This window comes from Streptomyces yokosukanensis (genome assembly GCF_001514035.1).
GTDB lineage: Bacteria > Actinomycetota > Actinomycetes > Streptomycetales > Streptomycetaceae > Streptomyces > Streptomyces yokosukanensis.
The window spans coordinates 37,449-61,969 of sequence record NZ_KQ948218.1 but is presented as its reverse complement, the minus strand read 5'-3'; the positions used below and the strand labels follow the sequence as shown (position 1 = coordinate 61,969).

Annotated in this window: 23 protein-coding genes and 2 riboswitches; of the genes, 7 read left to right on the top strand and 16 right to left on the bottom strand. The window is 70.9% G+C overall.

The features are described 5' to 3' along the window. Window positions 1-21: 21 nt before the first annotated feature. The 7 genes from AQI95_RS29460 to AQI95_RS29430 form a co-directional block, all read right to left on the bottom strand. Window positions 22-1,119, bottom strand: a complete 1,098-nt coding sequence (locus tag AQI95_RS29460; RefSeq protein WP_067130485.1) for an ABC transporter ATP-binding protein — start codon at window positions 1,117-1,119, stop codon at window positions 22-24. Then, window positions 1,116-2,114, bottom strand: coding sequence for an ABC transporter permease (locus AQI95_RS29455; protein ID WP_067130482.1), 999 nt, complete (start codon window positions 2,112-2,114; stop codon window positions 1,116-1,118). The genes AQI95_RS29460 and AQI95_RS29455 overlap by 4 nt, the downstream gene beginning before the upstream one ends. A gap of 110 nt (window positions 2,115-2,224) precedes the next feature. Beyond that, window positions 2,225-4,012, bottom strand: coding sequence for an ABC transporter substrate-binding protein (locus AQI95_RS29450; RefSeq protein WP_067130479.1), 1,788 nt, complete (start codon window positions 4,010-4,012; stop codon window positions 2,225-2,227). A 70-nt stretch (window positions 4,013-4,082) separates the two neighbouring features. Beyond that, on the bottom strand, window positions 4,083-5,090 hold the full coding sequence (locus AQI95_RS29445) for an ABC transporter permease (protein WP_067130476.1): 1,008 nt from the start codon (window positions 5,088-5,090) through the stop codon (window positions 4,083-4,085). A 341-nt stretch (window positions 5,091-5,431) separates the two neighbouring features. Then, window positions 5,432-6,217 carry an enhanced serine sensitivity protein SseB C-terminal domain-containing protein gene (locus tag AQI95_RS29440; protein WP_425264930.1) on the bottom strand — a complete coding sequence of 262 codons (786 nt, stop codon included), beginning with the start codon at window positions 6,215-6,217 and terminating at the stop codon, window positions 5,432-5,434. 199 nt (window positions 6,218-6,416) lie between these two features. Further along, window positions 6,417-7,208 carry an enhanced serine sensitivity protein SseB gene (locus AQI95_RS29435; RefSeq protein WP_067130468.1) on the bottom strand — a complete coding sequence of 264 codons (792 nt, stop codon included), beginning with the start codon at window positions 7,206-7,208 and terminating at the stop codon, window positions 6,417-6,419. A 227-nt stretch (window positions 7,209-7,435) separates the two neighbouring features. Continuing rightward, window positions 7,436-8,107 carry an AAA family ATPase gene (locus AQI95_RS29430; protein WP_067130465.1) on the bottom strand — a complete coding sequence of 224 codons (672 nt, stop codon included), beginning with the start codon at window positions 8,105-8,107 and terminating at the stop codon, window positions 7,436-7,438. A 179-nt stretch (window positions 8,108-8,286) separates the two neighbouring features. Beyond that, window positions 8,287-8,387: riboswitch (glycine riboswitch) on the top strand. Further along, window positions 8,388-8,500, top strand: a riboswitch (glycine riboswitch). 43 nt (window positions 8,501-8,543) lie between these two features. On the opposite strand from AQI95_RS29430, the gene gcvT reads away from it, so the two are divergent. The 4 genes from gcvT (at window position 8,544) to AQI95_RS29410 (ending at window position 12,903) form a co-directional block, all read left to right on the top strand. After that, window positions 8,544-9,662 (top strand): glycine cleavage system aminomethyltransferase GcvT, encoded by a 1,119-nt coding sequence (gene gcvT / locus AQI95_RS29425; RefSeq protein WP_067130462.1) that lies wholly within the window; start codon window positions 8,544-8,546, stop codon window positions 9,660-9,662. A gap of 118 nt (window positions 9,663-9,780) precedes the next feature. Then, entirely contained in the window at window positions 9,781-10,158 is a 378-nt protein-coding gene (gene gcvH, locus AQI95_RS29420; RefSeq protein WP_067130459.1) for a glycine cleavage system protein GcvH, read from the top strand. A 14-nt stretch (window positions 10,159-10,172) separates the two neighbouring features. Then, window positions 10,173-11,441, top strand: coding sequence for a serine hydroxymethyltransferase (gene glyA / locus AQI95_RS29415; RefSeq protein WP_067130456.1), 1,269 nt, complete (start codon window positions 10,173-10,175; stop codon window positions 11,439-11,441). Between the two features lie 94 nt (window positions 11,442-11,535). Further along, complete coding sequence (locus AQI95_RS29410; RefSeq protein WP_067130453.1) at window positions 11,536-12,903, top strand: L-serine ammonia-lyase; 1,368 nt, start codon at window positions 11,536-11,538, stop codon at window positions 12,901-12,903. Window positions 12,904-12,988: 85 nt separating this feature from the next. Here AQI95_RS29410 and AQI95_RS29405 read toward each other — a convergent pair whose 3' ends face one another. After that, the gene (locus AQI95_RS29405; protein ID WP_067130451.1) at window positions 12,989-13,390 is read right to left on the bottom strand and encodes a DUF6177 family protein; all 402 of its coding nucleotides are present in this window, start codon (window positions 13,388-13,390) and stop codon (window positions 12,989-12,991) included. A 41-nt stretch (window positions 13,391-13,431) separates the two neighbouring features. After that, window positions 13,432-14,778, bottom strand: a complete 1,347-nt coding sequence (locus AQI95_RS29400) for a lipase family protein (RefSeq protein WP_067130448.1) — start codon at window positions 14,776-14,778, stop codon at window positions 13,432-13,434. Between the two features lie 186 nt (window positions 14,779-14,964). Here AQI95_RS29400 and AQI95_RS29395 point away from each other — a divergent pair, with 186 nt between their 5' ends. After that, window positions 14,965-16,839 carry a hypothetical protein gene (locus AQI95_RS29395; RefSeq protein WP_244188889.1) on the top strand — a complete coding sequence of 625 codons (1,875 nt, stop codon included), beginning with the start codon at window positions 14,965-14,967 and terminating at the stop codon, window positions 16,837-16,839. A gap of 7 nt (window positions 16,840-16,846) precedes the next feature. Here the strand turns inward: AQI95_RS29395 and AQI95_RS29390 are convergent, their stop codons facing one another. From AQI95_RS29390 to AQI95_RS29375, 4 genes are all read right to left on the bottom strand, one after another. Further along, the gene (locus AQI95_RS29390; protein WP_244188888.1) at window positions 16,847-19,273 is read right to left on the bottom strand and encodes an NB-ARC domain-containing protein; all 2,427 of its coding nucleotides are present in this window, start codon (window positions 19,271-19,273) and stop codon (window positions 16,847-16,849) included. A 96-nt stretch (window positions 19,274-19,369) separates the two neighbouring features. Beyond that, entirely contained in the window at window positions 19,370-20,245 is an 876-nt protein-coding gene (locus AQI95_RS29385) for a class I SAM-dependent methyltransferase (protein WP_279617031.1), read from the bottom strand. Further along, window positions 20,242-20,592 (bottom strand): VOC family protein, encoded by a 351-nt coding sequence (locus tag AQI95_RS29380; protein WP_067130439.1) that lies wholly within the window; start codon window positions 20,590-20,592, stop codon window positions 20,242-20,244. The genes AQI95_RS29385 and AQI95_RS29380 overlap by 4 nt, the downstream gene beginning before the upstream one ends. Window position 20,593: 1 nt before the next feature. Next, a complete protein-coding gene (locus AQI95_RS29375; RefSeq protein ID WP_067130436.1) occupies window positions 20,594-20,773 on the bottom strand; it encodes a ribbon-helix-helix domain-containing protein in 180 nt (59 codons plus the stop codon). 152 nt (window positions 20,774-20,925) lie between these two features. Between AQI95_RS29375 and AQI95_RS29370 the strand changes: the two genes are divergently transcribed. Together AQI95_RS29370 and AQI95_RS29365 are read left to right on the top strand one after the other, a co-directional pair. Further along, on the top strand, window positions 20,926-21,963 hold the full coding sequence (locus tag AQI95_RS29370; RefSeq protein ID WP_208614291.1) for a phosphatidylinositol-specific phospholipase C domain-containing protein: 1,038 nt from the start codon (window positions 20,926-20,928) through the stop codon (window positions 21,961-21,963). Between the two features lie 96 nt (window positions 21,964-22,059). Further along, window positions 22,060-22,614 carry a glycoside hydrolase family 25 protein gene (locus AQI95_RS29365; RefSeq protein ID WP_067130433.1) on the top strand — a complete coding sequence of 185 codons (555 nt, stop codon included), beginning with the start codon at window positions 22,060-22,062 and terminating at the stop codon, window positions 22,612-22,614. Window positions 22,615-22,626: 12 nt separating this feature from the next. Here the strand turns inward: AQI95_RS29365 and AQI95_RS29360 are convergent, their stop codons facing one another. The 3 genes from AQI95_RS29360 to AQI95_RS29350 form a co-directional block, all read right to left on the bottom strand. Further along, entirely contained in the window at window positions 22,627-23,289 is a 663-nt protein-coding gene (locus AQI95_RS29360; RefSeq protein WP_067130430.1) for an NADPH-dependent F420 reductase, read from the bottom strand. A 160-nt stretch (window positions 23,290-23,449) separates the two neighbouring features. Continuing rightward, window positions 23,450-23,662, bottom strand: coding sequence for an EF-hand domain-containing protein (locus tag AQI95_RS29355; RefSeq protein ID WP_067130427.1), 213 nt, complete (start codon window positions 23,660-23,662; stop codon window positions 23,450-23,452). A gap of 204 nt (window positions 23,663-23,866) precedes the next feature. Continuing rightward, on the bottom strand, window positions 23,867-24,472 hold the full coding sequence (locus AQI95_RS29350; protein WP_067131024.1) for an ADP-ribosyltransferase: 606 nt from the start codon (window positions 24,470-24,472) through the stop codon (window positions 23,867-23,869). Window positions 24,473-24,521: the final 49 nt, after the last annotated feature.

The window sequence follows — 24,521 nt, the reverse complement described above, 5'->3', positions numbered from 1 at the left end:
CTTTGTCCTCTGCGTTCTCACTCACAGCTTCGGCGCAATCTCTTCGGTCCAGATCCGTTCCCGCTGCTCCTGCGACATGTGGCAGGCGGCCCAGTGCTTGTCGGCGACCTCGGTCAGCTCCGGACGGACCGTGCGGGTCAGGTTGTCCTTCGGGACGTCGGCGTACGGGCAGCGCGGGTTGAAGGCGCAGCCGGACGGGATGTTGATCAGCGAGGGCGGGGAGCCCTTGACCGGGATCAGGCGCTCCTGCTGGTCGCGGTCCAGACGCGGCATCGAGCCGAGCAGACCCCAGGTGTAGGGGTGGCGGGGCTCGTAGAACACCTTCTCGGCCGGACCGCGCTCGACGCAGCGGCCGCCGTACATCACCAGGATGTCGTCGGCGAGTTCGGCGACGACGCCCAGGTCGTGGGTGATGATGATGACCGCGGAGCCGAACTCCTTCTGCAGATCGCGGATCAGGTCCAGGATCTGCGCCTGGACCGTCACGTCGAGCGCGGTGGTCGGCTCGTCCGCGATGAGCAGCTCGGGGTTGTTCACGAGCGACATCGCGATCATGGCGCGCTGGCGCATACCGCCGGAGAACTCGTGCGGGTAGCTGTCCACCCGCTTGTCGGGCTGCGGGATGCCCACCCGGTCGAGCATCTCGACCGCACGGCGCTTGGCGGTCTTCTTGTCGACGTCGTGGTGGATCCGGTAGGCCTCCACGATCTGCGCGCCGATCGTGTAGTACGGGTGCAGCGCCGACAGCGGATCCTGGAAGATCATCGCCATCTCGCGGCCGCGCATCCGGCGCACGTGGTCGGGGTCGGCGGAGAGCAGCTCGGTGCCGTTCAGCCAGATCTCGCCCGAGATCTGCGCCTTGCGCTTGCCGTACTGGCCGGCGGTGTGCAGGCCCATGATGCCGAGCGAGGTCACGGACTTGCCGGAACCCGACTCGCCCACGATGCCGAGGGTCTTGCCCTTCTCCAGCTTGAAGCTCAGGCCGTCGACGGACTTCACCAGGCCGTCGTCGGTCGGGAAGTGCACCTTCAGGTCGCGCACTTCGAGGAAGGAGGTCGGTGCGGACGAGGCGTCCGTGGGCTCGCCCACGGCCGCTCCGGTCTTGCTGAGTTCGGTCATGAAAGCCTCACTCGGGGGTCGATCACGGCGTAGAGGACGTCCACCGCAAGGTTGGCGAGGAGCACCGCGAGAGAGGTGATCAGGGTGACGCCCAGGATGATGGGGAGGTCCTGGTTCTTGATGGCGGTCAGCACGGCCTGGCCGAGGCCGGGGATGCTGAACGTGGTCTCGGTGAGGATCGCGCCGCCGATGAGGGCGCCGAGGTCCATGCCGAGCATGGTCAGGATCGGGGTCATCGTCGAGCGCATGGCGTGCTTGCTGATGACGACCCGCTCGGTGAGGCCCTTGGCGCGGGCGGTGCGGATGTAGTCCTCGCCGAGGATCTCCATCATCGTCGCGCGGGTGATACGGGCGTACATCGCCGCGTACAGGAAGGCGAGGGTGATCCAGGGCAGGATCATGCCTTCGAAGTAGCCGGAGAAGCTGTCGCTGATCGAGACGTACTGGCCGTTGAACCACTTCAGTCCGAAGACGAAGATCGCCGAGGCGAGCAGGCCCGTGAAGTAGATCGGCAGGGAGACACCGCTGAGGGCGACGACCATCGCGCCGCGGTCCCACAGGCTGCCCCGCTTGAGGGCGGAGAGCACACCCGCGGCGACACCGAAGACCAGCCACAGCACGGCGGCACCGAGCGCCAGCCCCAGGGTCACCGGGAAGCGGTCGGTCAGCACCGGCCAGACGGCCTGCTCGCTGCGGAAGGAGTAGCCGAAGCACGGAGCGGCACAGTGGGTGACATCGCCGCCGGCCGAGTAGGTGCGGCCTACGAAGATGCCCTTGAAGAAGTGCCAGACCTGCGCGTAGATCGGGTCGCTCAGACCCAGCTTCTCGCGCACCGCCGCGACCGCGTGGGGGTCTGCCTGCTTGCCCACGAAACTCGTGGCGATGTCCACGCCCGCCCACTTGGGGACGAGGAAGAAGATGCTGAAGACCACCAGAATGATGACTACCAGCATCACTGCGGCGGCGAACAGCCGCCTGATGAGGTAAGCGAGCACAGCTAACGGCCCGCCGCGGACCGCGGGCCCCCGGAGATCTTCCGGTGGGCCCGCGGCTCGCCGCGCCGGCCTTCACCTGCCTTTCGTGCCGTTCGGCGGGTGTGCCGGGATTACTTCGTGGACTTCAGACCGAGGTTGACGAAGTCGTAGTAGCCGCTGTACGCGTTCGTCGTGTACACGTTGGCCACACGCGAGGAGCGGATGTTGAGCAGCCGCTCGAAGGTGAAGGGCAGGTAGTACGCGCCCTCCATGACCTTGTGGTTGATCTCCGTGGAGATCTGGGTCTTCTTCGCCTCGTCCAGCGTGCTGGTGTACTGGTCGAACAGGCCGTCGATCGACTTGTCCTTGATCAGGGCGTAGTTGTTGTTACCGCTCTGCAGGATGTAGCTGCTGCTCCACAGCGGGATGCCGTAGCCCTGGACGGTCGGGAAGTCCGGACCCCAGCCCATGATGATGATGCCGAGCTTCTTCTTCGCGACGTTCGAGGGCGAGCCGATGATGCCCGGGCTCTGCGAGCCGTCGTACTGGTAGATGTCGGCGTTGATGCCGACCTTCTTCAGCGAGGCCTGCAGGGACTCGGCCGTGGCCACTTCCTGCTGCTTGTTGTTGCGGACCGCGATGGTGGTGCTGAAGCCGCTCGGCTTGCCGCAGGCCTTCAGCTCCTGCTTGGCCAGGGCGACGTTGCCGTTCTTGTTCTTGGTCGCGATCTGGTACGGGTCGTACTTCTGGCCCTCGCCACCGGCGACCGACGGCGGGAGCATGTTGGTGCCGATGTCACCACCGGCGATGGGGCCACCGCGGGCGGTCTGCAGCGACACGTGGTCGGCGGCGTAGATCACGGCCTTGCGGCAGTGCTCGTTGTCGAACGGCTTGACGCTCTGCGGGAAGACCGCGTAGCGGATGAAGCCGGAGACCGGGTTGTCCAGGTTGGCCTTGTGCTGCTTCAGGGCGATCTGACGGCCCTGCGAGCCGAGGCCCGTCTGGGAGGCGTCGATGTCGTAGTCGCCGTTGATCAGACGCTGGTCCGAGTCGGCCTGGTTGGTGGAGATGTCCAGGGTGATCTTGTCCGGGTACGCCTTGCGGACCGGGTCCGAGGACGCCTTCCAGTTGGTGTTGCGGACCAGGACCAGGTTCTTGCCCGGGCTGTAGGAGTCGAACTTGTACGGGCCCGAGGAGAACGGGTGCAGACCGTACTTGGACTTGGTGTCCTTGTCCTGGCGGACCGGGGAGGCCGCGGTCATCGCCAGCACCTGGAGGAAGTCCGAGTTGGCCTTCGGCAGGTGGAAGACGATCGTCTTGGCGTCCGGCGTGTCGATCGCCTTCAGACCCAGGTGGTCCTTCGCGGTGTCCTTGTACGGACCCTTGTAGGTGTTCTTCGGGTCCAGCATCTGCTGCAGGTAGATCGGACCGCCCGACAGGACGTCCTGCGCCCAGACGCGCTCGATGCCGTACTTGATGTCCTGGGAGGTGATCGCCTTGCCGTCTTCCCAGGTACCGCCGTCACGCAGGGTGAAGGTGTAGGTCTTGCCGCCGTCCGTCACCTTGCCCATGTCCGTGGCGAGGTCCGGGGTGACCTTCGCGCCCTCGGCGCCCGGCTCGGTCTTGTAGGTGAGCAGCTGGCGGCTGTAGTAGCGCGAGAAGTCCCACATGAACCCGTAGTAGCCGCGCGTGGTGTCCCACGAGTCGGCGTCCTGCGTGCTCACGAACTTCAGCGTGCCGCCCTTCTTGGCCTGGTCGGCCTGGGCCACCTTGTTGTTCGCCGCGTCGAAGCCGGCTGCACCGTTCTTCGAGCCGCCGTCGTTGCCTCCGCCGCACGCCGCCGTGGTCAGCAGCCCGGCGACCACTGCGGCAGCGGCAAGGGCCTGCTTGCGCCGCCCTGAGGTGCGTTGGGTAGTCACGATCTCGGATCCTCCGGAATTGATGAGAGACCCCGTGGATGAGCACACGGGACGCTTGGGGTACGGCACTTCAGCGGGAACCCTTCGGGTCGAGCGCGTCCCGCACGCCGTCGCCGAAGAGGTTGAAGGCAAGAACCGTGATGAAGATCGCCACGCCGGGGATCACCATGTACATGGGGTCCGAGTCGTAGTAGTCGATCGCGCTCGAGAGCATCTGCCCCCAGGAAGAGGTGGGCGGCTTGACGCCCACGCCCAGGAAGCTGAGTGCCGCCTCGGTGAGGATGTTCGTGGGGATCATCATCGTCGTGTAGACGATGATGGGCGCGACGAGGTTGGGCAGCAGCTCCTTGAAGAGGATGTAGAACTGCCCGGCGCCGAGCGAGCGCGCCGCCTCGACGTACTCTCGCTCGCGCATCGAGAGCGTCTGGCCACGGACCACCCGGCCGATGTACGGCCACCCGAAGAAGCCGATGACCAGGATCATCACGAAGACGCGCACGCCCGTGCCGGTGAGCCCGAGCATCTGGTTGGGCATGACGGAGACCAGCGCGATGATGAAGAGCAGCTGCGGGAAGGCGAGCAGGCCGTCCATGACGCGGCTGATGAGGGAGTCCACCCAGCCGCCGAAGAAGCCCGCCAGGATGCCGAGGACCGTGCCCAGGACGACGGCGACCACCGCGGACAGGAAGCCGACGAGCAGCGAGATCCGGGCGCCGTACAGGACGCGGGCGAAGATGTCGCGGCCGTTGACCGGCTCCACACCGAGCAGGTGGTCGCCGCTGATGCCGCCCAGCGAACCCTTGGGGGTGCTGAACAGCGGGTCGATCAGGCCCTGGTGGTAGACGTCCGGGTCCTGGCCGACGAGGCTCGTGATCACCGGTGCGAGCAGCGCGATCACGATGAGGAGGAGCACGACTATGCCGCCCGTCAGGGCGAGTCTGTCCCGCTTGAGGCGTTCCCAGGCGATGCGGCCCAGGGACCGGCCCTGGACGGCCGTCGCGCCGGTGGCCGCGACCGCAGCTTCCTCGGCCGCACCCGGGGCCGCTTCCGCGGTCGGCTCGTGCAATGGTGCCGTCATCAGGCTGGGACCCCTCTCAACCGGCTGTAGCCGGCCCGCACTTGCCGCTGGTAGCGGCATCAAACAGTCCGTCGTACACAGGGGCGAACCCCTTGAAGGGGGAGTCTTCAACGCTGGCGCGATCAGCCGCCAGCCTTGACAGGGAATGGATGCGCAACCGTGATGCAAGCAGGCGTTTCCTGTTATGCGGACAGGACGTCACGCCGAACGGACGACGATCCGTGCGCGCACGAGGCGCCATGGGCGCCGAACGTCGAGGTCAGCGGCGGGCGTGCGGCAGCGGGAGCCGGGGTTCGCCGGACCGGCGTACGGCGACGGGGGCCGGGGCTCGCCGGACCGGGTCAGTAGCTGCCGCGCACCGGCGGATATCCGTATCCGGCGGCCGGGGCCTGCTGCTGGGGGGAGGCCTGGAGCTGGGGCGGGGGCGGGGCCGCGTGGGCTTCGCGGTCGTAGAACGGGCGGGCATTGGCCCGCAGCCAGATCACCACCGGGTCGTAGTCGTCGGTCATCGCGACGGTCGACACCGGCAGCCCCTCGGGAACCGCGCCGATGGACTGCTGCATCATCGCGCGCACCGAGTCGACCGCGGCCGGCGAGGTGTCGTAGACGTCCAGGCCGATGGCGAGGTACGGCGCGCCGAGCGCGGGATGCACCCAGGCGCGGCGCAGCGAGCGCAGGGCCGGGGTGCGGTGGGCGTTCTGCGCGAGCAGGGCGTAGAACTGGGGGATCTCGATCCCGGGTTCGGTCAGCCGGAGGGGACCGGCGGGCTGGCGGTCCAGGCCCGTGGCGATGCGGCGCAGGTCCAGCCAGGGGATGCCGACGCCGCCGCCGGGGCCGTGCGGGTTGAGCCAGAGGCCGTAGTGGTCCGGGTAGAGGGTGCGGGCCACGTCGAGCGCGTCGACGACCTCGTACGACCGGTTCCAGCCGCTGGCCGAGAGTTCCTGGGCGGAGGTGACGCAGGGGGCGTAGTGGAAGCCCTCCACTTCCATGTTTCCGTACTGGGCGTCCGGGGAGCCGCCCTGGCCGTGCCACAGCAGCATCCAGATCTGGCCGGAGGACGGGGAGGCGAGGGCGCGCAGCAGGGCTTCGTAGGCGTCGTAGCGGCCGGGGGTGACCTGGCGCAGCATGTGCTCCACGCTGCCGCCGCCTACGCTGCCGATCTGGCTCGCGCTCACCTGTCGTGCCCTTCTTCGTCGGTGCCCCGGTGTTCGGGGACAGCTTATGCGCCGACCGGCTCGTGGCCTCTTGTCCGTGCGCGGGTGCGGGTCCGTCGTGGTGTCCCGCGCCGTCGCCCGCGCCCCTGGTCGGGAGCCCCCGCGCCGGCTTCTAGTGGCCGTACTGATAGAAGGGGCGGACGTTCGACTTGAGCCATGCGGCCACCGGGTCGTCCGTCACGTCCAGGAGGACCAGGGTGACCGGCCAGGGCACCGGGATCTTTCCGAGGGCTTTACCGAGGGCCTCCAGGGGGCGGGCGCGCAGGTCGCCCTCCCACTGGGAGAGTTCGACGCCGACGAACATGACCGGGTCGGCCGTCTCGACGGCGGCCAGGCAGCGGCGGGCGGTGAGGACGACGCCGGTCTCGGCGAACTCGGCGGACGCGGCGGAGAGGAAGTCGACCGGGTCGTCCTGCCAGTCGGGCTCGAAGAGACGGACCCGGCCACCGGTGGCGGGGCCGTCCAGCGGGGTACGGCCGGACCGGCACAGCTCGGCCACCGCCGCCGGCGGCAGCGGGATGCCGACCAGGGCGTCGGGGTTGACGGCGATGCCGACCTGCGCGGGCAGACCGCGGGCGAACTCAACGGCGGGGGCGATGGTGTACGACATGTGGGAGCCGGCCGCCTGGCGCAGCTGCTCCTCGGAGCTGAACACCGGGACGTACACCTGGCCTTCGATGTCCAGTGTCGGCAGGTCGAGCGGGCCGCTGTTCGGGCCGCCGCCCTGGGGCAGCGGGATCCAGAGCAGGCTGCGGCCGAGGACCTCGATGATCCGGCCCGCCGCGGCGGGTATGCCGAGGGAGGCGGAGAGCACCTCCTCCAGCTCGTTGCCGGGCCAGCCGCTGTGCGGCTGGGGGTGCGCCTGTGTCGGGAAGTCCGCGGGAATGTCCGCCGGGAAGTCCATCTGCCTACCGCCTGCTGGGAACCACTGCTGTGACCATGAAGGCTAGCGGGTGGCGGTGACAAGACCTCACCCTCTGCGCACGATCCGCACGCCTCACCGTCCGCTCCCGGCCGGGAGGCCGCACTGTCCGGTGACGGCCGTGAGGCCGCGCGGCCCGGTCGCGGCCGGGAGGCGGCTCGGTCCGGTCGCGGTCGGGAGGCGGCTCGGTCCGGTCGCGGTCGGCGGGGTCATCCGGTGAACGCGATCCGCCGCAGGGTGTCCGCCGCCGCGCGGTCCAGCAGCACCGCCGAGCCGCAGCCCGCGGGCAGCTCGCCCCGCTCGACCGCGCCGAGCAGCCGGGCGGTCGTACGCAGATGGCGGCGGAAGGCGTGGCGGGAGACGCCCCGGCCGCGCTCGCGCTGGCCTTCGCGGGCGGTCTCGGGGGTGACGTCGAGCAGCAGCAGATGCAGGGTGCCGCCGCGGCGGCGGGCCTCGCGGGCGAGCCAGGCGCGCACCCAGGGCTGGGTGCCGCAGTCGTGGACCACGGCGCCGTGCCCGGTGCGCAGGGCGCGGCGCAGACCGGCGTAGTGGGCGAGGCGGACCAGGGGGCGGTAGAGCGCGTAGGGCAGGAGGCGGGGCAGGCGGGCCGCGAAGCGGTCGCGGGTGTCCTGGGAGTCGATGCGGTGGCCGGGGACCGAGCGCCGCATCAGGGTGGACTTGCCGCTGCCGGGCAGGCCGGTGATCACCACCAGGTCCGCGGGTGCGAAGAGCAGGGCGCGCGGGCCGCGGCCGGCGCGGTCGCGCAGGTCGCGGACGACCGGGGCCGGGCGCTCGGCGCAGCGCTCGCGCGCCGGCGCGCAGGGCTGCTCCGGCACCGCGATGCCGGTGGTGGCGGTGGCGTACGCCGGGGTGCTGTTCACCGTGATCGTCCTCCCCCTGTCGGCTTGGCAATACCCATGCCCGCAATACGTAAAGAGAAGGTAATGGACGGTCGTCGGCGATTCGGTTCGCGTCCTGCCACAGGTCGGTTACAGATGCGGCCCTGACGGGCGGGGGTGCGGCGTGCAATGATGTGGCCGCCAACTGCATACCGGCCGCTTGAATCCGCGCGGGAGAGTCCCCGGCAGTCCGTCTGCCCGGGGCGCCGAAGGAGCAAGTCCCTCCCTTGAATCTCTCAGGCCCCGTTACCGCGCGGGCGAGGCACATCTGAAAAGCGGGCCGCTGCGACAGTGGCTCCACCCAAGGTGCAAGCCGTGATCGTCCCCGTGGCGGTCCCGGCGAACCTCTCAGGTTCCGATGACAGATGGGGAGGAACGTTCCTCGCCCGTCCCATCCTTCCCTGGGAGCGACCGACCGATGAGCAGTACTGAACTCCGTCACACCGCGCTCGATGCCCTGCATCGCTCGCTGGGCGCGACGATGACCGACTTCGCCGGCTGGGACATGCCCCTGCGGTACGGCTCCGAGCGCGACGAGCACATCGCCGTGCGGACCAAGGCGGGTCTCTTCGACCTCTCCCACATGGGCGAGATCACCGTCACCGGCGCCGACGCGGCCGCCCTGCTGAACTTCGCCCTGGTCGGCAACATCGCCTCCGTGGGCGTCGGCCGGGCCCGCTACACCATGATCTGCCAGGCCGACGGCGGCATCCTGGACGACCTGATCGTCTACCGGCTCGCCGAGACCGAGTACATGGTGGTGGCCAACGCCTCCAACGCCCAGGTGGTGCTGGACGCGCTGACCGAGCGTGCGGCGGGCTTCGACGCCGAGGTCCGCGACGACCGGGACGCCTACGCGCTGATCGCCGTGCAGGGGCCCGAGGCCCCGGGCATCCTGAAGTCGCTCACCGACGCCGACCTCGACGGGCTGAAGTACTACGCCGGGCTGCCCGGCACGGTCGCCGGTGTCCCCGCGCTGATCGCCCGCACCGGCTACACCGGCGAGGACGGCTTCGAGCTGTTCGTGACGCCGGAGCACGCCGTGGAGCTGTGGCAGGCGCTGACCAAGGCCGGCGAGGGCGTCGGCCTGGTCCCGTGCGGCCTGTCCTGCCGGGACACGCTGCGCCTGGAGGCGGGCATGCCGCTGTACGGGCACGAGCTGACCACGGACCTCACCCCCTTCGACGCCGGACTCGGCCGGGTGGTGAAGTTCGAGAAGGAGGGCGACTTCGTGGGCCGCGAGGCGCTCGCCGAGGCCGCCTTGCGCGCGCAGCAGAACCCGCCGCGGATCCTGGTCGGACTGATCGCCGAGGGCCGCCGGGTCCCGCGCGCCGGGTACACCGTCGTCGCGGGCGGCGCGGTGATCGGCGAGATCACCTCCGGCGCCCCCTCCCCCACGCTGGGCAAGCCGATCGCCATGGCCTACGTCGACGCGGCACACGCGGCGCCGGGCACCGAGGGCGTCGGCGTGGACATCCGGGGCAGTCACGAGCCCTACGAGGTCGTGGCACTGCCGTTCTACAAGCGTCAGAAGTGACACTGTCGTAGCCCCGAGCAGCCCCAGGACGTGACGTCGGGCACATCACCGCTGCCCGCGTGCGCTTCCAGCCAGCCCCCTTCACCAGCATTCACGCGCGTACAGGAGAATTCAGGACATGAGCAATCCCCAGCAGCTGCGCTACAGCAAGGAGCACGAGTGGCTGTCGGCCGCCGCGGACGGCGTGTCGACGGTCGGCATCACGGAGCACGCGGCCAACGCGCTCGGCGATGTCGTCTTCGTCCAGCTCCCCGAGGTCGGCTCCACCGTGTCCGCGGGCGAGACCTGCGGCGAGCTGGAGTCGACGAAGTCGGTCTCCGACCTGTACTCGCCGGTCTCCGGTGAGATCACCGAGGTCAACGAGGACGTCGTCGACGACCCGTCGCTGGTGAACTCGGCCCCCTTCGAGGGCGGCTGGCTGTTCAAGGTGCGCGTCGCGGAGGAGCCGGGCGACCTGCTCTCCGCCGACGAGTACACCGAGTTTTCCGGCAGCTGAGGAGGAGTAGTCGTATGACCGTCCTGAACACGCCCCTGCACGAGCTGGACCCGGAGATCGCCGCCGCGGTCGACGCCGAGCTGAACCGCCAGCAGACCACGCTGGAGATGATCGCCTCCGAGAACTTCGCGCCGCTCGCGGTGATGGAGGCACAGGGCACGGTCCTCACCAACAAGTACGCCGAGGGCTACCCGGGCCGCCGCTACTACGGCGGCTGCGAGCACGTCGACGTCGCCGAGCAGATCGCCATCGACCGGGTCAAGGAGCTGTTCGGCGCCGAGTACGCCAATGTGCAGCCCCACTCCGGCGCCTCCGCCAACCAGGCTGCCCTGTTCGCGCTGGCCCAGCCCGGGGACACCATCCTCGGCCTGGACCTCGCGCACGGCGGGCACCTGACCCACGGCATGCGCCTGAACTTCTCCGGCAAGCAGTTCGACGTGGTCGCCTACCACGTGGACGCCGAGACCGGCCTGGTCGACATGGCCGAGCTGGAGCGGCTCGCCAAGGAGCACCGCCCGAAGGTGATCATCGCGGGTTGGTCGGCGTACCCCCGTGAGCTGGACTTCGCCGAGTTCCGCCGGATCGCCGACGAGGTCGGGGCCTACCTGTGGGTCGACATGGCGCACTTCGCGGGCCTGGTCGCGGCCGGCCTCCACGCGAACCCGGTGCCGTACGCCGACGTGGTCACCTCCACGACGCACAAGACGCTCGGCGGCCCGCGCGGCGGCATCATCCTCGCCCGCAACAAGGACTTCGCGAAGAAGCTGAACTCGGCGGTCTTCCCCGGTTTCCAGGGCGGTCCGCTGGAGCACGTGATCGCCGCGAAGGCGGTCTCCTTCAAGGTCGCGGCCTCGGAGGACTTCAAGGAGCGCCAGCGTCGTACTGTTGAGGGTGCCCGGATCCTCGCCGAGCGCCTGACGGCGGCGGACGCCCGCGAGGTCGGGGTGAACGTGCTGTCCGGCGGCACGGACGTGCACCTGATCCTGGTCGACCTGCGCGACTCCGAGCTGGACGGCCAGCAGGCCGAGGACCGCCTCCACGAGGTCGGTATCACGGTCAACCGCAACGCCGTCCCGAACGACCCTCGCCCGCCGATGGTCACCTCGGGCCTGCGCATCGGTACGCCCGCCCTCGCGACCCGCGGCTTCACGGCCGAGGACTTCACCGAGGTCGCGGACGTGATCGCCGAGACGCTGAAGCCGTCCTACGACGGCGAGGCTCTCAAGGCGCGCGTGAAGGCGCTCGCCGACAAGCACCCGCTGTACCCGGGCCTGAACAAGTAGGTCCGGCCAAGCAAGTCCCTGGTGGGGCGCCCGACGGAGAGCACCGGAGGGTGTCCCGGGCGCCCCACCACCCCCTGTTCCCCAAGGAGTGACCGTGGCCATCTCGGTCTTCGACCTGTTCTCGATCGGCATCGGCCCGTCCAGCTCCCACACGGTCGGCCCGATGCGCGCGGCGCGGATGTTCATCCGCCGGCTGCGCAACGAAGGCCTGCTGGAAAGGACCGCCTCCGTCCGCACGGAGCTGTACGGCTCCCTGGGCGCCACCGGGCACGGCCACGGCACCCCCAAGGCCGTCCTGCTCGGCCTCGCCGGCGACTCGCCGCGCACGGTGGACGTGGAGAGCGCGGACGCGCGCGTGGAGGCGATGAGGTCCGAGGGCCGGATCCGGCTCCTGGGCGAGCAGGAGATCGCCTTCGACTTCGACCGCGACCTCGTGCTGCACCGCCGCAAGGCACTGCCGTACCACGCCAACGGCATGACCCTGTGGGCGTACGACGCCGCAGGCGCGGAACTCCTCGCCAAGACCTACTACTCGGTCGGCGGCGGCTTCGTGGTCGACGAGGACGCGGTCGGCGCGGACCGGATCAAGCTGGACGACACCGTCCTGAAGTACCCCTTCCGCACGGGCGACGAGCTGCTCCGCCTCACGAGCGAGACGGGCCTGTCGATCTCCTCGCTGATGCTGGAGAACGAGCGGGCCTGGCGCACGGAGGAGGAGATCCGCGCCGGTCTGCTGGAGATATGGCGGGTGATGCGCGAGTGCGTCGGGCGCGGCATGTCCCGCGAGGGGATCCTGCCGGGCGGTCTGAAGGTCCGCCGCCGCGCGGCCGTCTCCGCCCGCCAGCTGCGCGCCGAGGGCGACCCGCTGGCGCACGCCATGGAGTGGATCACGCTCTACGCGATGGCCGTGAACGAGGAGAACGCGGCCGGCGGCCGCGTCGTGACCGCGCCCACGAACGGCGCGGCGGGCATCATCCCGGCCGTCCTGCACTACTACATCAACTTCGTGCCGGGTGCCGACGAGGACGGCGTGGTGCGCTTCCTGCTGGCCGCCGGCGCGATCGGCATGCTCTTCAAGGAGAACGCGTCCATCTCCGGCGCCGAGGTCGGCTGCCAGGGCGAGGTGGGCTCCGCCTGCTCCATGGCCGCGGGCGCGCTGGCCGAGGTGCTCGGCGGCTCCCCGGAGCAGGTGGAGAACGCGGCCGAGATCGGCATGGAACACAACCTCGGCCTGACCTGCGACCCGGTCGGCGGTCTGGTCCAGATCCCGTGCATCGAGCGCAACGGCATGGCCGCGGTGAAGGCGGTCACCGCCGCCAAGATGGCCATGCGCGGCGACGGCTCCCACAAGGTGTCCCTGGACAAGGTCATCAAGACCATGAAGGACACCGGCGCGGACATGTCCGTGAAGTACAAGGAGACGGCGCGCGGCGGGCTTGCGGTGAACATCATCGAGTGCTGAGGGGATGGGCCCTGAGTAGCGGTTTCGTGTCGTTCGGCGCGTCCTGCGCGGTGACGCGCGAGCGGCACTCGATGCCGCGCGTCCTCTACGGGGCGCCCCGCAGGTGCCGCAGCAGCATCTCGAAGGCGGTCCAGCCCACTGCCGACTCGCCGTCCCCCAGCGGGTAGTAGTAGCCCGGTCTGGCGGCGACGCCGAGCCGTACCGGGGCGGCGGGAAGCGGCGGGCGGGCGGCGACGCCGGTGCCCGCCTCGGCGACTTCGGCGGGGCCCAGGGCGAAGCCGAACGGCACGGGTGGCCGTTCGAAGCAGGGCGGCACGGTGAGGTCCGCACCCTCCTCGCGCAGGTGCGCGAGGAGGGTGCGCAGGCCGTGCCGCGCGGCGAGCCCGGCGGCCAGGTCCGCCACGGCGGACACCGGCGGCTTCTCGCCGTCGCGGAAACCGACGGCGAGGGTGACGTCCTCCTCGACTCCGTCCGGTGTGCGCAGCACGCGCAGGGTGGCGAGGGCGGGCCCTTCGGCGGTGCCAGGTGTCAGGGTGTGGGCGTCGGTGTCTCCGGTGTCAGGGAGTTGCCCGCGGGGATGTGGCCGCAGTCGGACGGGGCCGTCCTGTCCGCGAATCGGTCACGCAGCCAGCCCATCGCGCCGGACGCCCAGGCCACGGCGGTGGGAACGTGGCTGAGCAGGTCGTACTGCTGGAACTTGATCGACTCGTTGCCGGTGGAGCAGTACTGCCGGGCCAGCGCACGTACGTCTCCGGCGACCATGACCCCGTCGCCGGATCCGATGCCCGCGGGGCTGTTGAAGGTTCCCTCCGTGACGCCCTGGCCGCCCTGCGCGATGAACCCGGGCACGGTCGGGGTGGGGGCCGACCCGAGGTTCATCTTGTTCACCGCCTCCACGAAAGGGCGCAGCGCGTTCGGGTCGGCGTACTGCGGCTTCATCATCTTCTTCCACGTCAACCCGGGGTAGTGGCCCAGTGCGTCGAGGAGCGAACCGTGCTCCAGCTTGTTGTACACCTCCAGGCCGTAGCTGCTCAGGTACGGCTTGAGGCCGATGCCGTACGCCCGGTCGACCCCGATGATCGACATGGGGATGACGCCGGACCACACGAGGGAGCCGTCGACGTACTTGAGGTTGTGCGCCGGGTCGACGAGCAGGCCGCCTTCGGCGAAGCCCACGAGCCGCTCATTCACCTCGGGCGCGTAGCTCGGCGCGAGCGCGGCGGCCCAGCCGGTCGCGATGGAACCGCCCGAGTAGCCGAGCAGGCCGACCCGGGTGTCGGCGTTCATGCCGGTGTCCGCGGACGAGCCGGTCGCGGCCCGGATCGAGTCCAGGGTGTTGGCCGCGTACTCGGGCCCGGCCGCGAAGTCGGCGCTCTGGCCTTCGGTGTCGGGGATGATGACGTTGTAGCCCTGCAACAGCAGCGGCACCAGGAAGAGGTTCTCGGAGTCGGTCGTGACACCGCCCAGAGTGACGTCACCGGCGACGGCCCGGGACGGCCCGTCCGCGGGGTTGAGGGAGTCGTAGTACGACTGGTACGAGACCGCCATGCTGCTGTCGCCGCGCAGACTGCGCACCACCGTGGTCACGTTGGCGGCCGGACGGCCTTGCGCGTCGGTCGTGCGGTAGAGCAGTTGGACCGCCTTCACCGGAGTGGGAATGCCCACGACGTGGTACGTCAGCGTGCGCTTCTTCAGCACGGCGCCCAGCGCGTACGAGGACAGCGGCTCGCTGCCGTCGTAGGTGTAGAACGCGTCCGTCGCCGCGGCCTTCGACGGCGCCGAAGGGGCGGCCACGGCCGTGGCGGCCGGAGTGGCGGTGGCGGCCAGCGCGGCGACGACTGCGGTCGCCAGGTACCGAATGGCGTTCTTCCTCATGACTCCCCCAGGGTCGTGAAACGGGTCACGCAGTTGATTCCGATTCAAGTTACCAACAGGTAACACCGATGTGCAGGATCTTGCGAAGAGAACTCCGGCGACAGCGGCCCGACATGTCCGTGACGCACGAGGAGACGGCTCGGGGCGGACTTGCGGTGAACATCGTCGAGTGCTGAGGTGAACCCCGTGACGGGTGGGGTGGGTGGGGCGGCGTGGTTGCGTGTGCCCGTGGGCGAGGACGCGGGGCGATGGGCCACGCGTGTGGGCTGTCGCCATGTGCTGCTGGTGGTGCACAACGTGACGTCGGCGACGCGTCTGCTGGACGTGCTGCCGCTGTTCGACGGCGATCTGCGCGTACAGCTGTCCGCCACCTGCACCGGGTCGTCCCCGTTCCTCGCCGGAGTGCCCGAGCTGCTGGCGCGGGCGGGGCTGCCCGTCCTGCCCTGGGAGCAGGCCAAGGCCACCCCGTTCGACCTGGTGGTCTCCGCCAGCTACGGTGGTGAACTCGGGTCGCTCCAGGGCAGGTTGGCCGTCCTGTCGCACGGGGTCGGCTACAATAAAAGGCTGGCGACACCGGACACCGGACACCGGACACCGGACACCGGACACCCGTCGCCCGCGCCCTCGGCGCCCGTCTTCGGCATGTCGCCGGACTGGCTCCTCCAGGACGGGCGTCCCCTCGCCGCCGCCACCGTCCTCTCCCACCCCGAACAGCTGGACCGGCTCCGCTCCGCCTGCCCGGAGGCGGCGCCCACCGCGGTCCTCGCCGGGGATCCGTGCCATGACCGCATCCTCGCCGCGCTCCCCCAACGCGACCGCTTCCGCCGCGCGTTGGGCGTCGGACCCGGCCGACGGCTGATCGTCGTCAGCTCCACCTGGGCACCGCGCTCCCTGTTCGGCGGAGCCTGGGAACCGGAGGCGGACGACCTGCTGCCCTGGCTGCTGTCCCGCCTCTCGACCGAGCTGCCGGCCGACGAGTACCGGACCGTCGCGGTCCTGCACCCCAACATCTGGTACGGCCACGGGCCCGGACAGGTCCGCGCCTGGCTGGACAACGCACGGCGGGCCGGCCTCGACGCGATCCCGCCCCTCGACGGGTGGCGGCAGGCCCTGATCGCCGCCGACTGCGTCCTCGGGGACCATTCGAGCGTCACCTACTACGCGGCGTCGATCGGCGTCCCCGTGCTGCTCGGCGCCTTCCCGCAGCAGGACCTCGACCCGCACTCACCGGTCGCCGCCCTCGGCCGCACCGCCCCGCGCCTGGTCCGCCGGGGCAGCCTGCGCGCCCAGATCGACCGGGTCGTCGCGGAGCACGATCCCGGCCGGTACAAGGAGCTGGCGGAGCAGACCAGTTCGGCACCGGGCGAGTCGGCCGCCCTGCTGCGCCATCTGTTCTACGGCCTCATGGACCTCCCCGAGCCCGCGGCGCACCCCGCACTGCTCGACCCGCTGCCCCTGCCGCCGTATCTGCCCGACCGCCGCACCGCCCCGGTCCGCGTCCTCACCGGCGGCATCGACGCCCGGCCGCCGCAGGTGTGCGTGGTCCGCTACGCCGCCGCCGGTGGCGAGCCGGCACCGGACGTGGTGCGCTGCGACTCCGCGCACACCGTGGTCGACGAGGAGACGCGGGAGACCGGCCGGCTGGGCGTCGCCGACGTCGTCGTACGGTACGCGGCCGAGGACGATCCACGGCTCGGGCCGCCGGCCGTCTGGACGGCGGAGGCGCTGGACCGCCACCCGTACTGCGGGCTGGCCGCCTACGTGGACGGACCGGACCGCTGTGTCGTACGCACCCGCGAGGGAGACCTCGTGCGGCTGTCGGCCGCCGCGGCCGCGGACGGGCGGGCCGATCTGTGCGATCCCGCGGCCTACGCCTCCGCGCTCTACGCCTGGCTCGTGAGCGGCAGGAGCCTGGCCGCGGCGGTCCCCGTCCTCACCGTACGCACCGGCGCCACCGCGCACCGCGTCACCGTCGAACCCCTCGCATCCGCACCCCTCTCGCCCGCGCCTCTCTCATCCGGCCCCCTCCCGTCCGGCCCCCTCTCGTCCGGCGCGCCGTGAGCCGGGCTCACGCCTCCAGCTCGGCGAGGCGCGCCCGGACCCGGGCGAGGGCGACGGGGTCCTCGTTCCGCTCGTGGCACGCAGCGGCGGTGCGCAGATCCTCCGCCTCCTGCGCGGGGCGGCCCGACCGTCGGTGGCAGCGGGCCCTCGCCTCGACGGCGTCGGCCAGTTGCAGTCCCGCGCCCGCCTCGGTCATCGTCTCGACGGCCGCGTCCAGGCACACGCGCGCCTGCTCCGCGTCCCCGGCCTCCAGGTGCGCGTCGCCCAGGCTCATGTAGACCCGGCCGGCGTTGTAGGCGTCGCCGCCGCCCGGCAGACGGCGAAACTGCGCGAGGGCGTCGTTCAACCGGGCCATGGCGGCGGGGAAGTCGCGCTGCCTGGTCCGGGCGCGCCCGATGTGGTGCTCCAGCAGGGCCGTGGCGCGCGGCACGTCCTGCCGGCCGTCCGCGTCCGGGCCGATCCGGCCCAGGATCCGCTGGGCCTCCTCGAAGCAGCGCTGGGCCGCGGCGAAGTCCCACTGCTTGAGGCGGAGCAGCCCCAGCGCCTCGACGGCGGTCGCCTCACCGCGGTGATGGCCGCAGTCGCGGTCGGCGGCCCGGGCCCGTTCGAGGGCGTCCTCGGCCTGCGCGACCTGGCCGGATCCCAGGTAGCCGAAGGCGAGCTGTGTGCACATGCGGCCCACGGCGCGCGGATCGCCGAACTCCTCTGCGCTGCGCCGGGCGGCCTCGACGCCGAGCAGATGCGTGTCGATCCACTGGGCGTGGAAGCCGAGCAGCAGATGCAGACCCCACAGGGCCTCGCACAGCTGCCAGACGAGGTCGTCGAAGCCGTGGTGCGCGGCGGCCCGGACGGCGGCCGCCAGGTTCTCCCGCTCGGCGCGCAGCTCGGCCAGCGCGCGCTTGCCGTCTTGGGGCTCGCGGTGCTCGGAGAGGGCGAGCCCCTGGTAGGCGGGGCCGAGCCGCCAGCGCAGCGGCATGACACGGAAGTCCGCGCCCGCCGCGAAGCGCAGCTGCGCGACCGCCACGCGGCGGACGGCGGCCGCCATCCGGCCGTGTCCGTCCTCGGCTTCGGCGAGACCGCGGGCGTGTGCCCGGGTCAGGTCGTGGAACCGGTAGCGCTCCTCGCCGACCTCCTCCAGCAGATGCGCCCTGGCCAGCCGCTCCAGCAGCGCCCGCGCCTCGTCCTCCTCGACGCCGGCGGCATGCGCGGCGCACCGGACGGTCACGGTCGGCCAGGGCCACACCGCGACGGCGCGGTAGAACGCGGCGCAGTCGGGGCTCAGTTCGGCGTAGGCGGCGTCCTGGACGAGTCGGACGGGGTCGGCCGTGCCGTCCGGGGTGTCGTCGCGCACGGCGGTGCCTCCCTGGTCCTGCCCGCGGCTCCGGTCGGACAGCTGCTGGGCGACGCGCTCCCAGGTGAGCTGGTGGCGGACGGCGAGGCCGGCACCCGTGGTGCACACCGCGAGGGGGATCCCACCGGTGCCTTCCGCCACGGCCCGGACGACGGCGTCCGGGGCGCAGGGGCGGTCGCGGCCGGCGACCCGCCGGATCAGGGTCACGGCGTCCTCGGTCGACAGCGGCCCCAGCGCGTACGGCCGGGCACCGTGCTCGGCGACGAGGCGCGGCAGGCGGTAGCGGCTGGTCACCAGGACGAGACAGGTCGGCGAGGCCGGCAGCAGCGGGCCGGCCTGGGCGTCGTCATGGGCGTTGTCCAGTACGACGATCAGGCGTCGCTCGGCCGTGCAGTCACGGTAGAGATCCCGCTGGCGTGCCTCGCCGCCCGTCACCATGGCGGGCGGCACGCCGAGCCGCTCCAGGAAGCGGGCGAGCACGTCGGAGGGTGCGAGCGCCGTGGCGGCCGAGGCGCCGCACAGGTCCGCGTACAGGACACCGTCGGGAAACCGCTCCCGCAGCTCGGCCGCGCAGTGGACGGCGGCGGCAGTCTTGCCGATGCCGCCCGGCCCGGTGAGAACGGCGATCGTCGGCGCGCCCGGCGAGCGCTCCTCGCGGCTCTCGCACTCCTCGCGGTCCAGCAGTCCGGTGATCCACGCGAGCACCTCCGCGCGGTCGGTGAACGCGGCCGTCGTCGGCGGCAGCATCTGCGGCCGGGAGGCGCCGTGCGCCACGGCGGGCACGGCCCGGGGCGACAGCCACCCGGCCTCACGGACCCACTCGGTCACCTCGCGGGCGAACTCCGGTGAACTGCGGGCGAGTTCCAGCAGCCGCCGGGCGGCCGCCGTCTGCTCGGGCTCGGTGACGGGCAGTCTGGGACGACCCGAACCGCTCGCCGGGTAGGCGGAGTTCCCCGTGCCGTCACCGTCGGCACGGCCCCGGCTGAGCAGGTCGTAGAGCCGCTCGGAGGTCCGTCGGCCCATCTCGCCGCCGGCTCCGGAAAGGGCGCCCGAGACGACCGTGCCGACGGCCGATACGGCCATGCCCATCAACGGTTCCAACTGGACTCCCCCAACTCGCCGTTCCGGTCATCGTAGCGACGCGCCGAAGGCGTCAGGCCGGAACGACGGGGGCGGGTTTCACGTGGTGGCCAGTAGCAGGTCCTCGCCGGTCGAGGGGCGCAGGCCGTCGGTGCGGCCGGCGAAGTACCGCTCGGCCAGTACGGTGCCCGGCACGTGCCGGGCCTCCCCGAAACCCGCCTCCCTGGCCAGGCGCAGCATCTCCTCGGGGGTGTAGAAGCTGCGGAACGGCGTGCCCGAGCCGCGTGCGCCGGCCGTGCTGGCGCGCAGGCCCGGCCGGTCGGCCTCGGCCACGAGGTCCTCCGGCAGCAGGAAGGTCATGGCGAGGGTCGAGCCGGGGGCCAGCCGGGCGATTTGGCGCAGGGTGGCGGCCGTGGCCTCCTCGGTGAGATACATCGTGACGCCGCTGGAGGCGACGACCGCCGGCCGGCCAGGGTCGAATCCGGCCGCGGTGAGCTGCTCGCTCCAGGCGCCGCCGCTCGTCTCGAAGTCGACCGGCACGAGGTGCAGCCGGTCGGGGACGCCGTGGCCGAGGGCGGTGAGCCGGCGGCGCTTCCATTCCTGCGGGCCGGGCCGGTCGACCTCGAAGACGCTCAGATGCGACGCGGCCTCGGGGGCGCGCTGGGCGAAGGTGTCGAGACCGGCACCCAGCAGGACGTACTGGTCGACGCCCCGGCCGGCCTGCTCGATGACCAGGTCCTCGATGAACCGGGCGCGGGCCACGACGGCCGCCCGGAACCCGCGCGTGGCCTGCGGGTCCATGTCGGGGCGGGTGCGCCAGCCGTCGTCCGGGTCCGCGATGCGCAGGCCGATCTCGTCCTCCAGCACATGCGGAGGCGGGTCGGCACGGACGTGCATGGCACGCCACAGGGCGCACCGCACGGCGGTGCCGTCCGGTCCGGTCCGCGTGTCCGCCGGGGGGCCGCCCGCCGTCACGGCTGGTCCTTCCGGGGGGCCTGGAGGCTCCACAGGCGCCCGTCGGGGTCGCGGACGGTCATCATCCGGGTGCCGAAGTGGGTGTCCTCGAAGGGGGTGACCACCTCGACGGCGGGATCGGCGCGGAACGCGTCCGCGTCCGGCACCTTGAACACGATCTGCGTCCGCGGCTCGCGGTCCTCGGGGATCTCGGCGATGAACACGGACGGACCGTCGCCGTTGCGCAACTGGCCGGAGTTGTGGTCGGTCGTGAACTCCAGGTCGTAGCCCAGCGCCTGGAAGAACGCGGCCGCCTTGCCCCAGTTGTGTGTCTCCAGGAAGACGGCCTCGATGCCTTCGGTCGCCATGTCAGGTCTCCTTCTCGGTCGGCTGCCGGTCCTGCCCCTGGGCGTCGTCGAGGTAGGCGCGCAGCGCGTCTGCGACCAGGGCCGACAGGGACGAGCCGGACTCGATGGCGCGGTACTTGACCTGCTTGATCAGCCCGATCGGCAGGTACACGTTGAACTGCTTGACCTCTTCGTCACCCACGCTTGCGAGGCTAGCATGCTAGCAATCTAGCCGCCAGCCGTGAGATGCCGCGCCGGACCGGGAGTGACTGATGTTCCTCCGGGAGCTACCGTGCAGTAACCGCTTGCTCCTACGCTTCCGTCAACTCGACGGAAACGAAGGAGAGTTGGGCGATGGGCGCAGTGAGACGAGCGGCGGCACTCCTGGGAGCGGCCGGCGTGCTGATGGCGGGGCCGGGCAACGCGCACGCGGCGGCGCCGAGGCTCTCCGAGACGACTTCGATCGGCACGCACAACGCGTACGACAAGGCGAAGTACACGTACTTCGCGCAGGCGCTGGACTCCGGCGCCTCACTGCTGGAGCTGGACGTGTACGTGGACAGCATCACGCACCGCTGGCGGGTCAGCCACAGCAATCCGTTCGGCGACGACAACAACTGCGAGGCCGCGAAGACCCCGGGCGAGCTGTACGGCAAGAACCGCGACCAGGACCTCGGCAGCTGCCTGGACAACATGGCCGCATGGAACCAGCTCCACCCCGACCACCCGCCGATCACCATCAAGGTCGAGATGAAGGTCGGCTTCAACAACAACGCAGGCATGGGGCCGGACGAGTTCGACACGCTGGTGTCCCAGAAGCTCGGCGGCAGTGTCTACAAGCCGGCCGATCTGCTGGGCGGCACCTACGGCTCGCTCGACGCGGCGGCGAAGGCGAACGCCTGGCCGAGCCGCGACTCCCTCAAGGGCAAGTTCCTCTTCGAGCTGATCCCGGGCACGGTGGAGCAGGCCAACCCGTTCGACCACTACTGGACGGACCAGGAGTACGGCGACCACCTGCGCGACCTGTACGCGGCCGGGAACATCTCCGAGGCCCAGGCCTTCCCCGCGGTGCTGGGCGCGGCGGGCGGCGACCCGCGGGCGACCCGCTGGACCTCGGACACCTCGATCCGCCCCTGGTTCGTGTTCTTCGACGGTGACGCGGCCAGTTACGTGAACAACGGCTACGACACCTCGTTCTACTCCACGAACCACTACATCTCGATCATGACGGACGCCTACAACGTCTCCCCGGCCATCTCCTCCACCAACCCGACGGACGCCGAGGTCGCCGCCCGGCTGGCACTGCTCGCCAAGGACCACGCGAGCATCATCACCTCCGACTGGTCGGCGAAGACCGCGTCGGTACTCAGTTCGACGGCCGCCCGGGGCTGACGTTCCTTGCGCCCGGGGCGGATCGGGGGTGCCATCGTGGGGCATCACCTATCCAGCAACTCCGGTCCCCCACCCGCACTTCGAGGAGTCCCCCACATGCTCCGCGGCATCGACGTCAGCGCGTACCAGTCGTCCTCCTACGACACGAGCGGTCTCTCCTTCGCCTTCATCAAGGCGACGGAGGGCCATTCGTACGTCAACCCCCACGCCGGCGCCCAGGCGAAGACCGCCCGTGACGCCGGCCTGGTCGTGGGCTTCTACCATTTCCTGTGGCCCGGCAACCTCACCGCCCAGGCCGAGTACTTCGTGGCCAAGGCCCCGTCGAAGGCGGGCGACATCCTCGCCGTCGACTGGGAGACCACCGGCGACGGCACCCATGCGAGCAACTCGGAGAAGGACAGCTTCCTCAGGAAGGTGAAGGCCCTGCGGCCCACCCACCGGATCGTCCTCTACACGAACCGCGACTTCTGGCTCAACATCGACAACACCTCCTACGCCGCCGACGGCCTGTGGATCGCCGACTACGTCACCGCCGGCAAACCCCGCATCCAGGCCAAGTGGCGGTTCCACCAGTACACGAGCGATCCCCACGACAAGGACGTGGCGAACTTCGCGACCAAGGCGGCGCTGCAGGACTGGGCGACGCCGTAAGGACGGGGCCCGTCAGCCCCGGAACTCGGCCGGGCGCACCTCGGAGGCCTCCGAGAGGGCGCGCTCGACTCCTTCCGCGTCCGCGCGAAGGCCGTAGACCGGGGTGCCGGGCTGCTGGCGCCAGGAGGTGTCGAGACCGCCCGCGTCGACCGTGTCGAAGCCGAGCGCGTCGATGAGGGCGCGGACGGTCCGCTTGGCCTGCTCGTCGTCGCCGGCGACCGGCAGGGCGATGCGCTCGGGGTCGCCCGCGGGGCGGTGGCGGTCCAGGATGTCCTGGGCGTAGGTGCCGTTGAAGGCCTTGATCACCGGGTGGCCGAGGTGCCGTTCGGTCCAGCGGCTCTCGGTGACGCCCTCGTCCTCGATGCCGGCGATCCGGCCGTCGCGCTCGCGCGGGTAGTAGTTGCCGGTGTCGATCACCGCCGCACCCTCGGCGGCGCCGTCCAGCAGGCCGGAGGGAAGGTCCGGGACCGACTTCAGGGGGACGGTGACGACGACCACCTGGGCGCCCGCGGCCGCGTCCTCGGCCCGGACCGGCGTCGCACCGGTCTCCTCGGCCAGTTCCTTGAGCGTCTCGGGTCCTCGGGAGTTGGCCACGGAGACGTCGTGGCCGAGGGCGGTGAGCCGCCGGGTGAGGTTGCCGCCGATGTTCCCCGCGCCGATGATGCCGATCTTCATGACAGGCCTTCCGGATGGACGACACTTGCATGCACGTGCATGCTTCTGTTGTCGGGCGTCAACCCCGGGCGGTCGGAGACTATTCCTGCCCTGTGGCGATCGGGTGAGCGCAGGGCATGACAAAGGGGCCCTCACCTGCGGGAGGGCCCCTTTGTGCGCGTCACTTGCTCAGGTACGCCCAGAACTCGTCGAACGACAGGACCTTGTCGCCGTTGAGGTCGCGCTGCTTGATGATGGCCTCGGCGACGGTCTCGGTGACGTTGAAGTCTCCTGCCTGCGCCAGGGCGGTCTTGAACTCGGCGGCCGTGATGAATCCGTCACCGTCCGCGTCGATCCGGTCGAACTGCTTGCGTGCTTCCTCGATGTCCGCCACCGATCCGCCCCTTTTGTTCGTGTTGCTGATGCCGTGCTGGCGTACTGACGCTGGTCAGATTAACGGCCCGGCCAGGCCTTCAGTGCCGCGCCCACCCGGCCGGACTCCTCCGAGGCACCGGCCGGGGTGTCCGGAGCGAGGACGCCGCCGTCGGAAAGGGGCGGGAACGCCCGTGGGCGCGGGCGTTCCCGGGGGCCGGTCAGGTCAGTGCCAGGGCCGGTAGTACGGATTGCTCACGCAGTCGTCGAGGATCTCGGTCTTGGTCGGCTTGTCGACCGGGCAGGCCCCGACGATGTACTGCCGGGCGATGCCGCCGGGGAAGGCGACCTCGACCTGGTCGGCCCATTTGTGGGTGTCGCCGATGGTCTTGTTCACATCGATGCCGCCCGGGGCGTCGATGTAGTAGTTGTACTTGGACTTCCAGGTCTTGTAGAGGTCGTGGTCGTAGGTCGTGGAGACGTACGGCGAGGGCTGGTTGACGAGGACGTACTGCTCGATGTCGTACTGGCCGTTCTCCACGTCCCGCGGGAAGAAGCCCTGTTCGAAGATGGCGCCGGGCGCGCGGTTGTCGTTGCGCCAGAGCGTGCCGCAGGTGGTGCGCCAGGCGGGCGCCGGGGTGATCCGGCCGAGGTCCACGTTCCGGTCGGCGGCGGCCTCGAGCTTGTCCGCGAACTGGGGACAGGACGGCGCGGCCTTGGCCGGTGCCGCCGCGGCGGGCGTCGTGGGAGCGGTGGCGGCCGTCGTGACGAGAACGGCGCCCAGGGACAGGGCAACGGCAACAAGCTGCCGCCGCAGGCGAGTTGAGATCATGTGGAGCACGATCCCCACTCACCGGCGGCGGCACGCGGATCATCACCCG

Coding starts and splice junctions, on each gene's coding strand:
- AQI95_RS29400 (WP_067130448.1), bottom strand. CDS start 14,778: ATGAGGAAGAACGCCATTCGGTACCTGGCGACCGCAGTCGTCGCCGCG.
- AQI95_RS29365 (WP_067130433.1), top strand. CDS start 22,060: ATGCTCCGCGGCATCGACGTCAGCGCGTACCAGTCGTCCTCCTACGAC.
- AQI95_RS29460 (WP_067130485.1), bottom strand. CDS start 1,119: ATGACCGAACTCAGCAAGACCGGAGCGGCCGTGGGCGAGCCCACGGAC.
- gcvT (WP_067130462.1), top strand. CDS start 8,544: ATGAGCAGTACTGAACTCCGTCACACCGCGCTCGATGCCCTGCATCGC.
- AQI95_RS29435 (WP_067130468.1), bottom strand. CDS start 7,208: ATGGACTTCCCGGCGGACATTCCCGCGGACTTCCCGACACAGGCGCAC.
- AQI95_RS29440 (WP_425264930.1), bottom strand. CDS start 6,217: ATGCTGCGCCAGGTCACCCCCGGCCGCTACGACGCCTACGAAGCCCTG.
- AQI95_RS29350 (WP_067131024.1), bottom strand. CDS start 24,472: ATGATCTCAACTCGCCTGCGGCGGCAGCTTGTTGCCGTTGCCCTGTCC.
- AQI95_RS29360 (WP_067130430.1), bottom strand. CDS start 23,289: ATGAAGATCGGCATCATCGGCGCGGGGAACATCGGCGGCAACCTCACC.
- gcvH (WP_067130459.1), top strand. CDS start 9,781: ATGAGCAATCCCCAGCAGCTGCGCTACAGCAAGGAGCACGAGTGGCTG.
- AQI95_RS29390 (WP_244188888.1), bottom strand. CDS start 19,273: ATGGCCGTATCGGCCGTCGGCACGGTCGTCTCGGGCGCCCTTTCCGGA.
- AQI95_RS29445 (WP_067130476.1), bottom strand. CDS start 5,090: ATGACGGCACCATTGCACGAGCCGACCGCGGAAGCGGCCCCGGGTGCG.
- AQI95_RS29380 (WP_067130439.1), bottom strand. CDS start 20,592: ATGGCGACCGAAGGCATCGAGGCCGTCTTCCTGGAGACACACAACTGG.
- AQI95_RS29370 (WP_208614291.1), top strand. CDS start 20,926: ATGGGCGCAGTGAGACGAGCGGCGGCACTCCTGGGAGCGGCCGGCGTG.
- glyA (WP_067130456.1), top strand. CDS start 10,173: ATGACCGTCCTGAACACGCCCCTGCACGAGCTGGACCCGGAGATCGCC.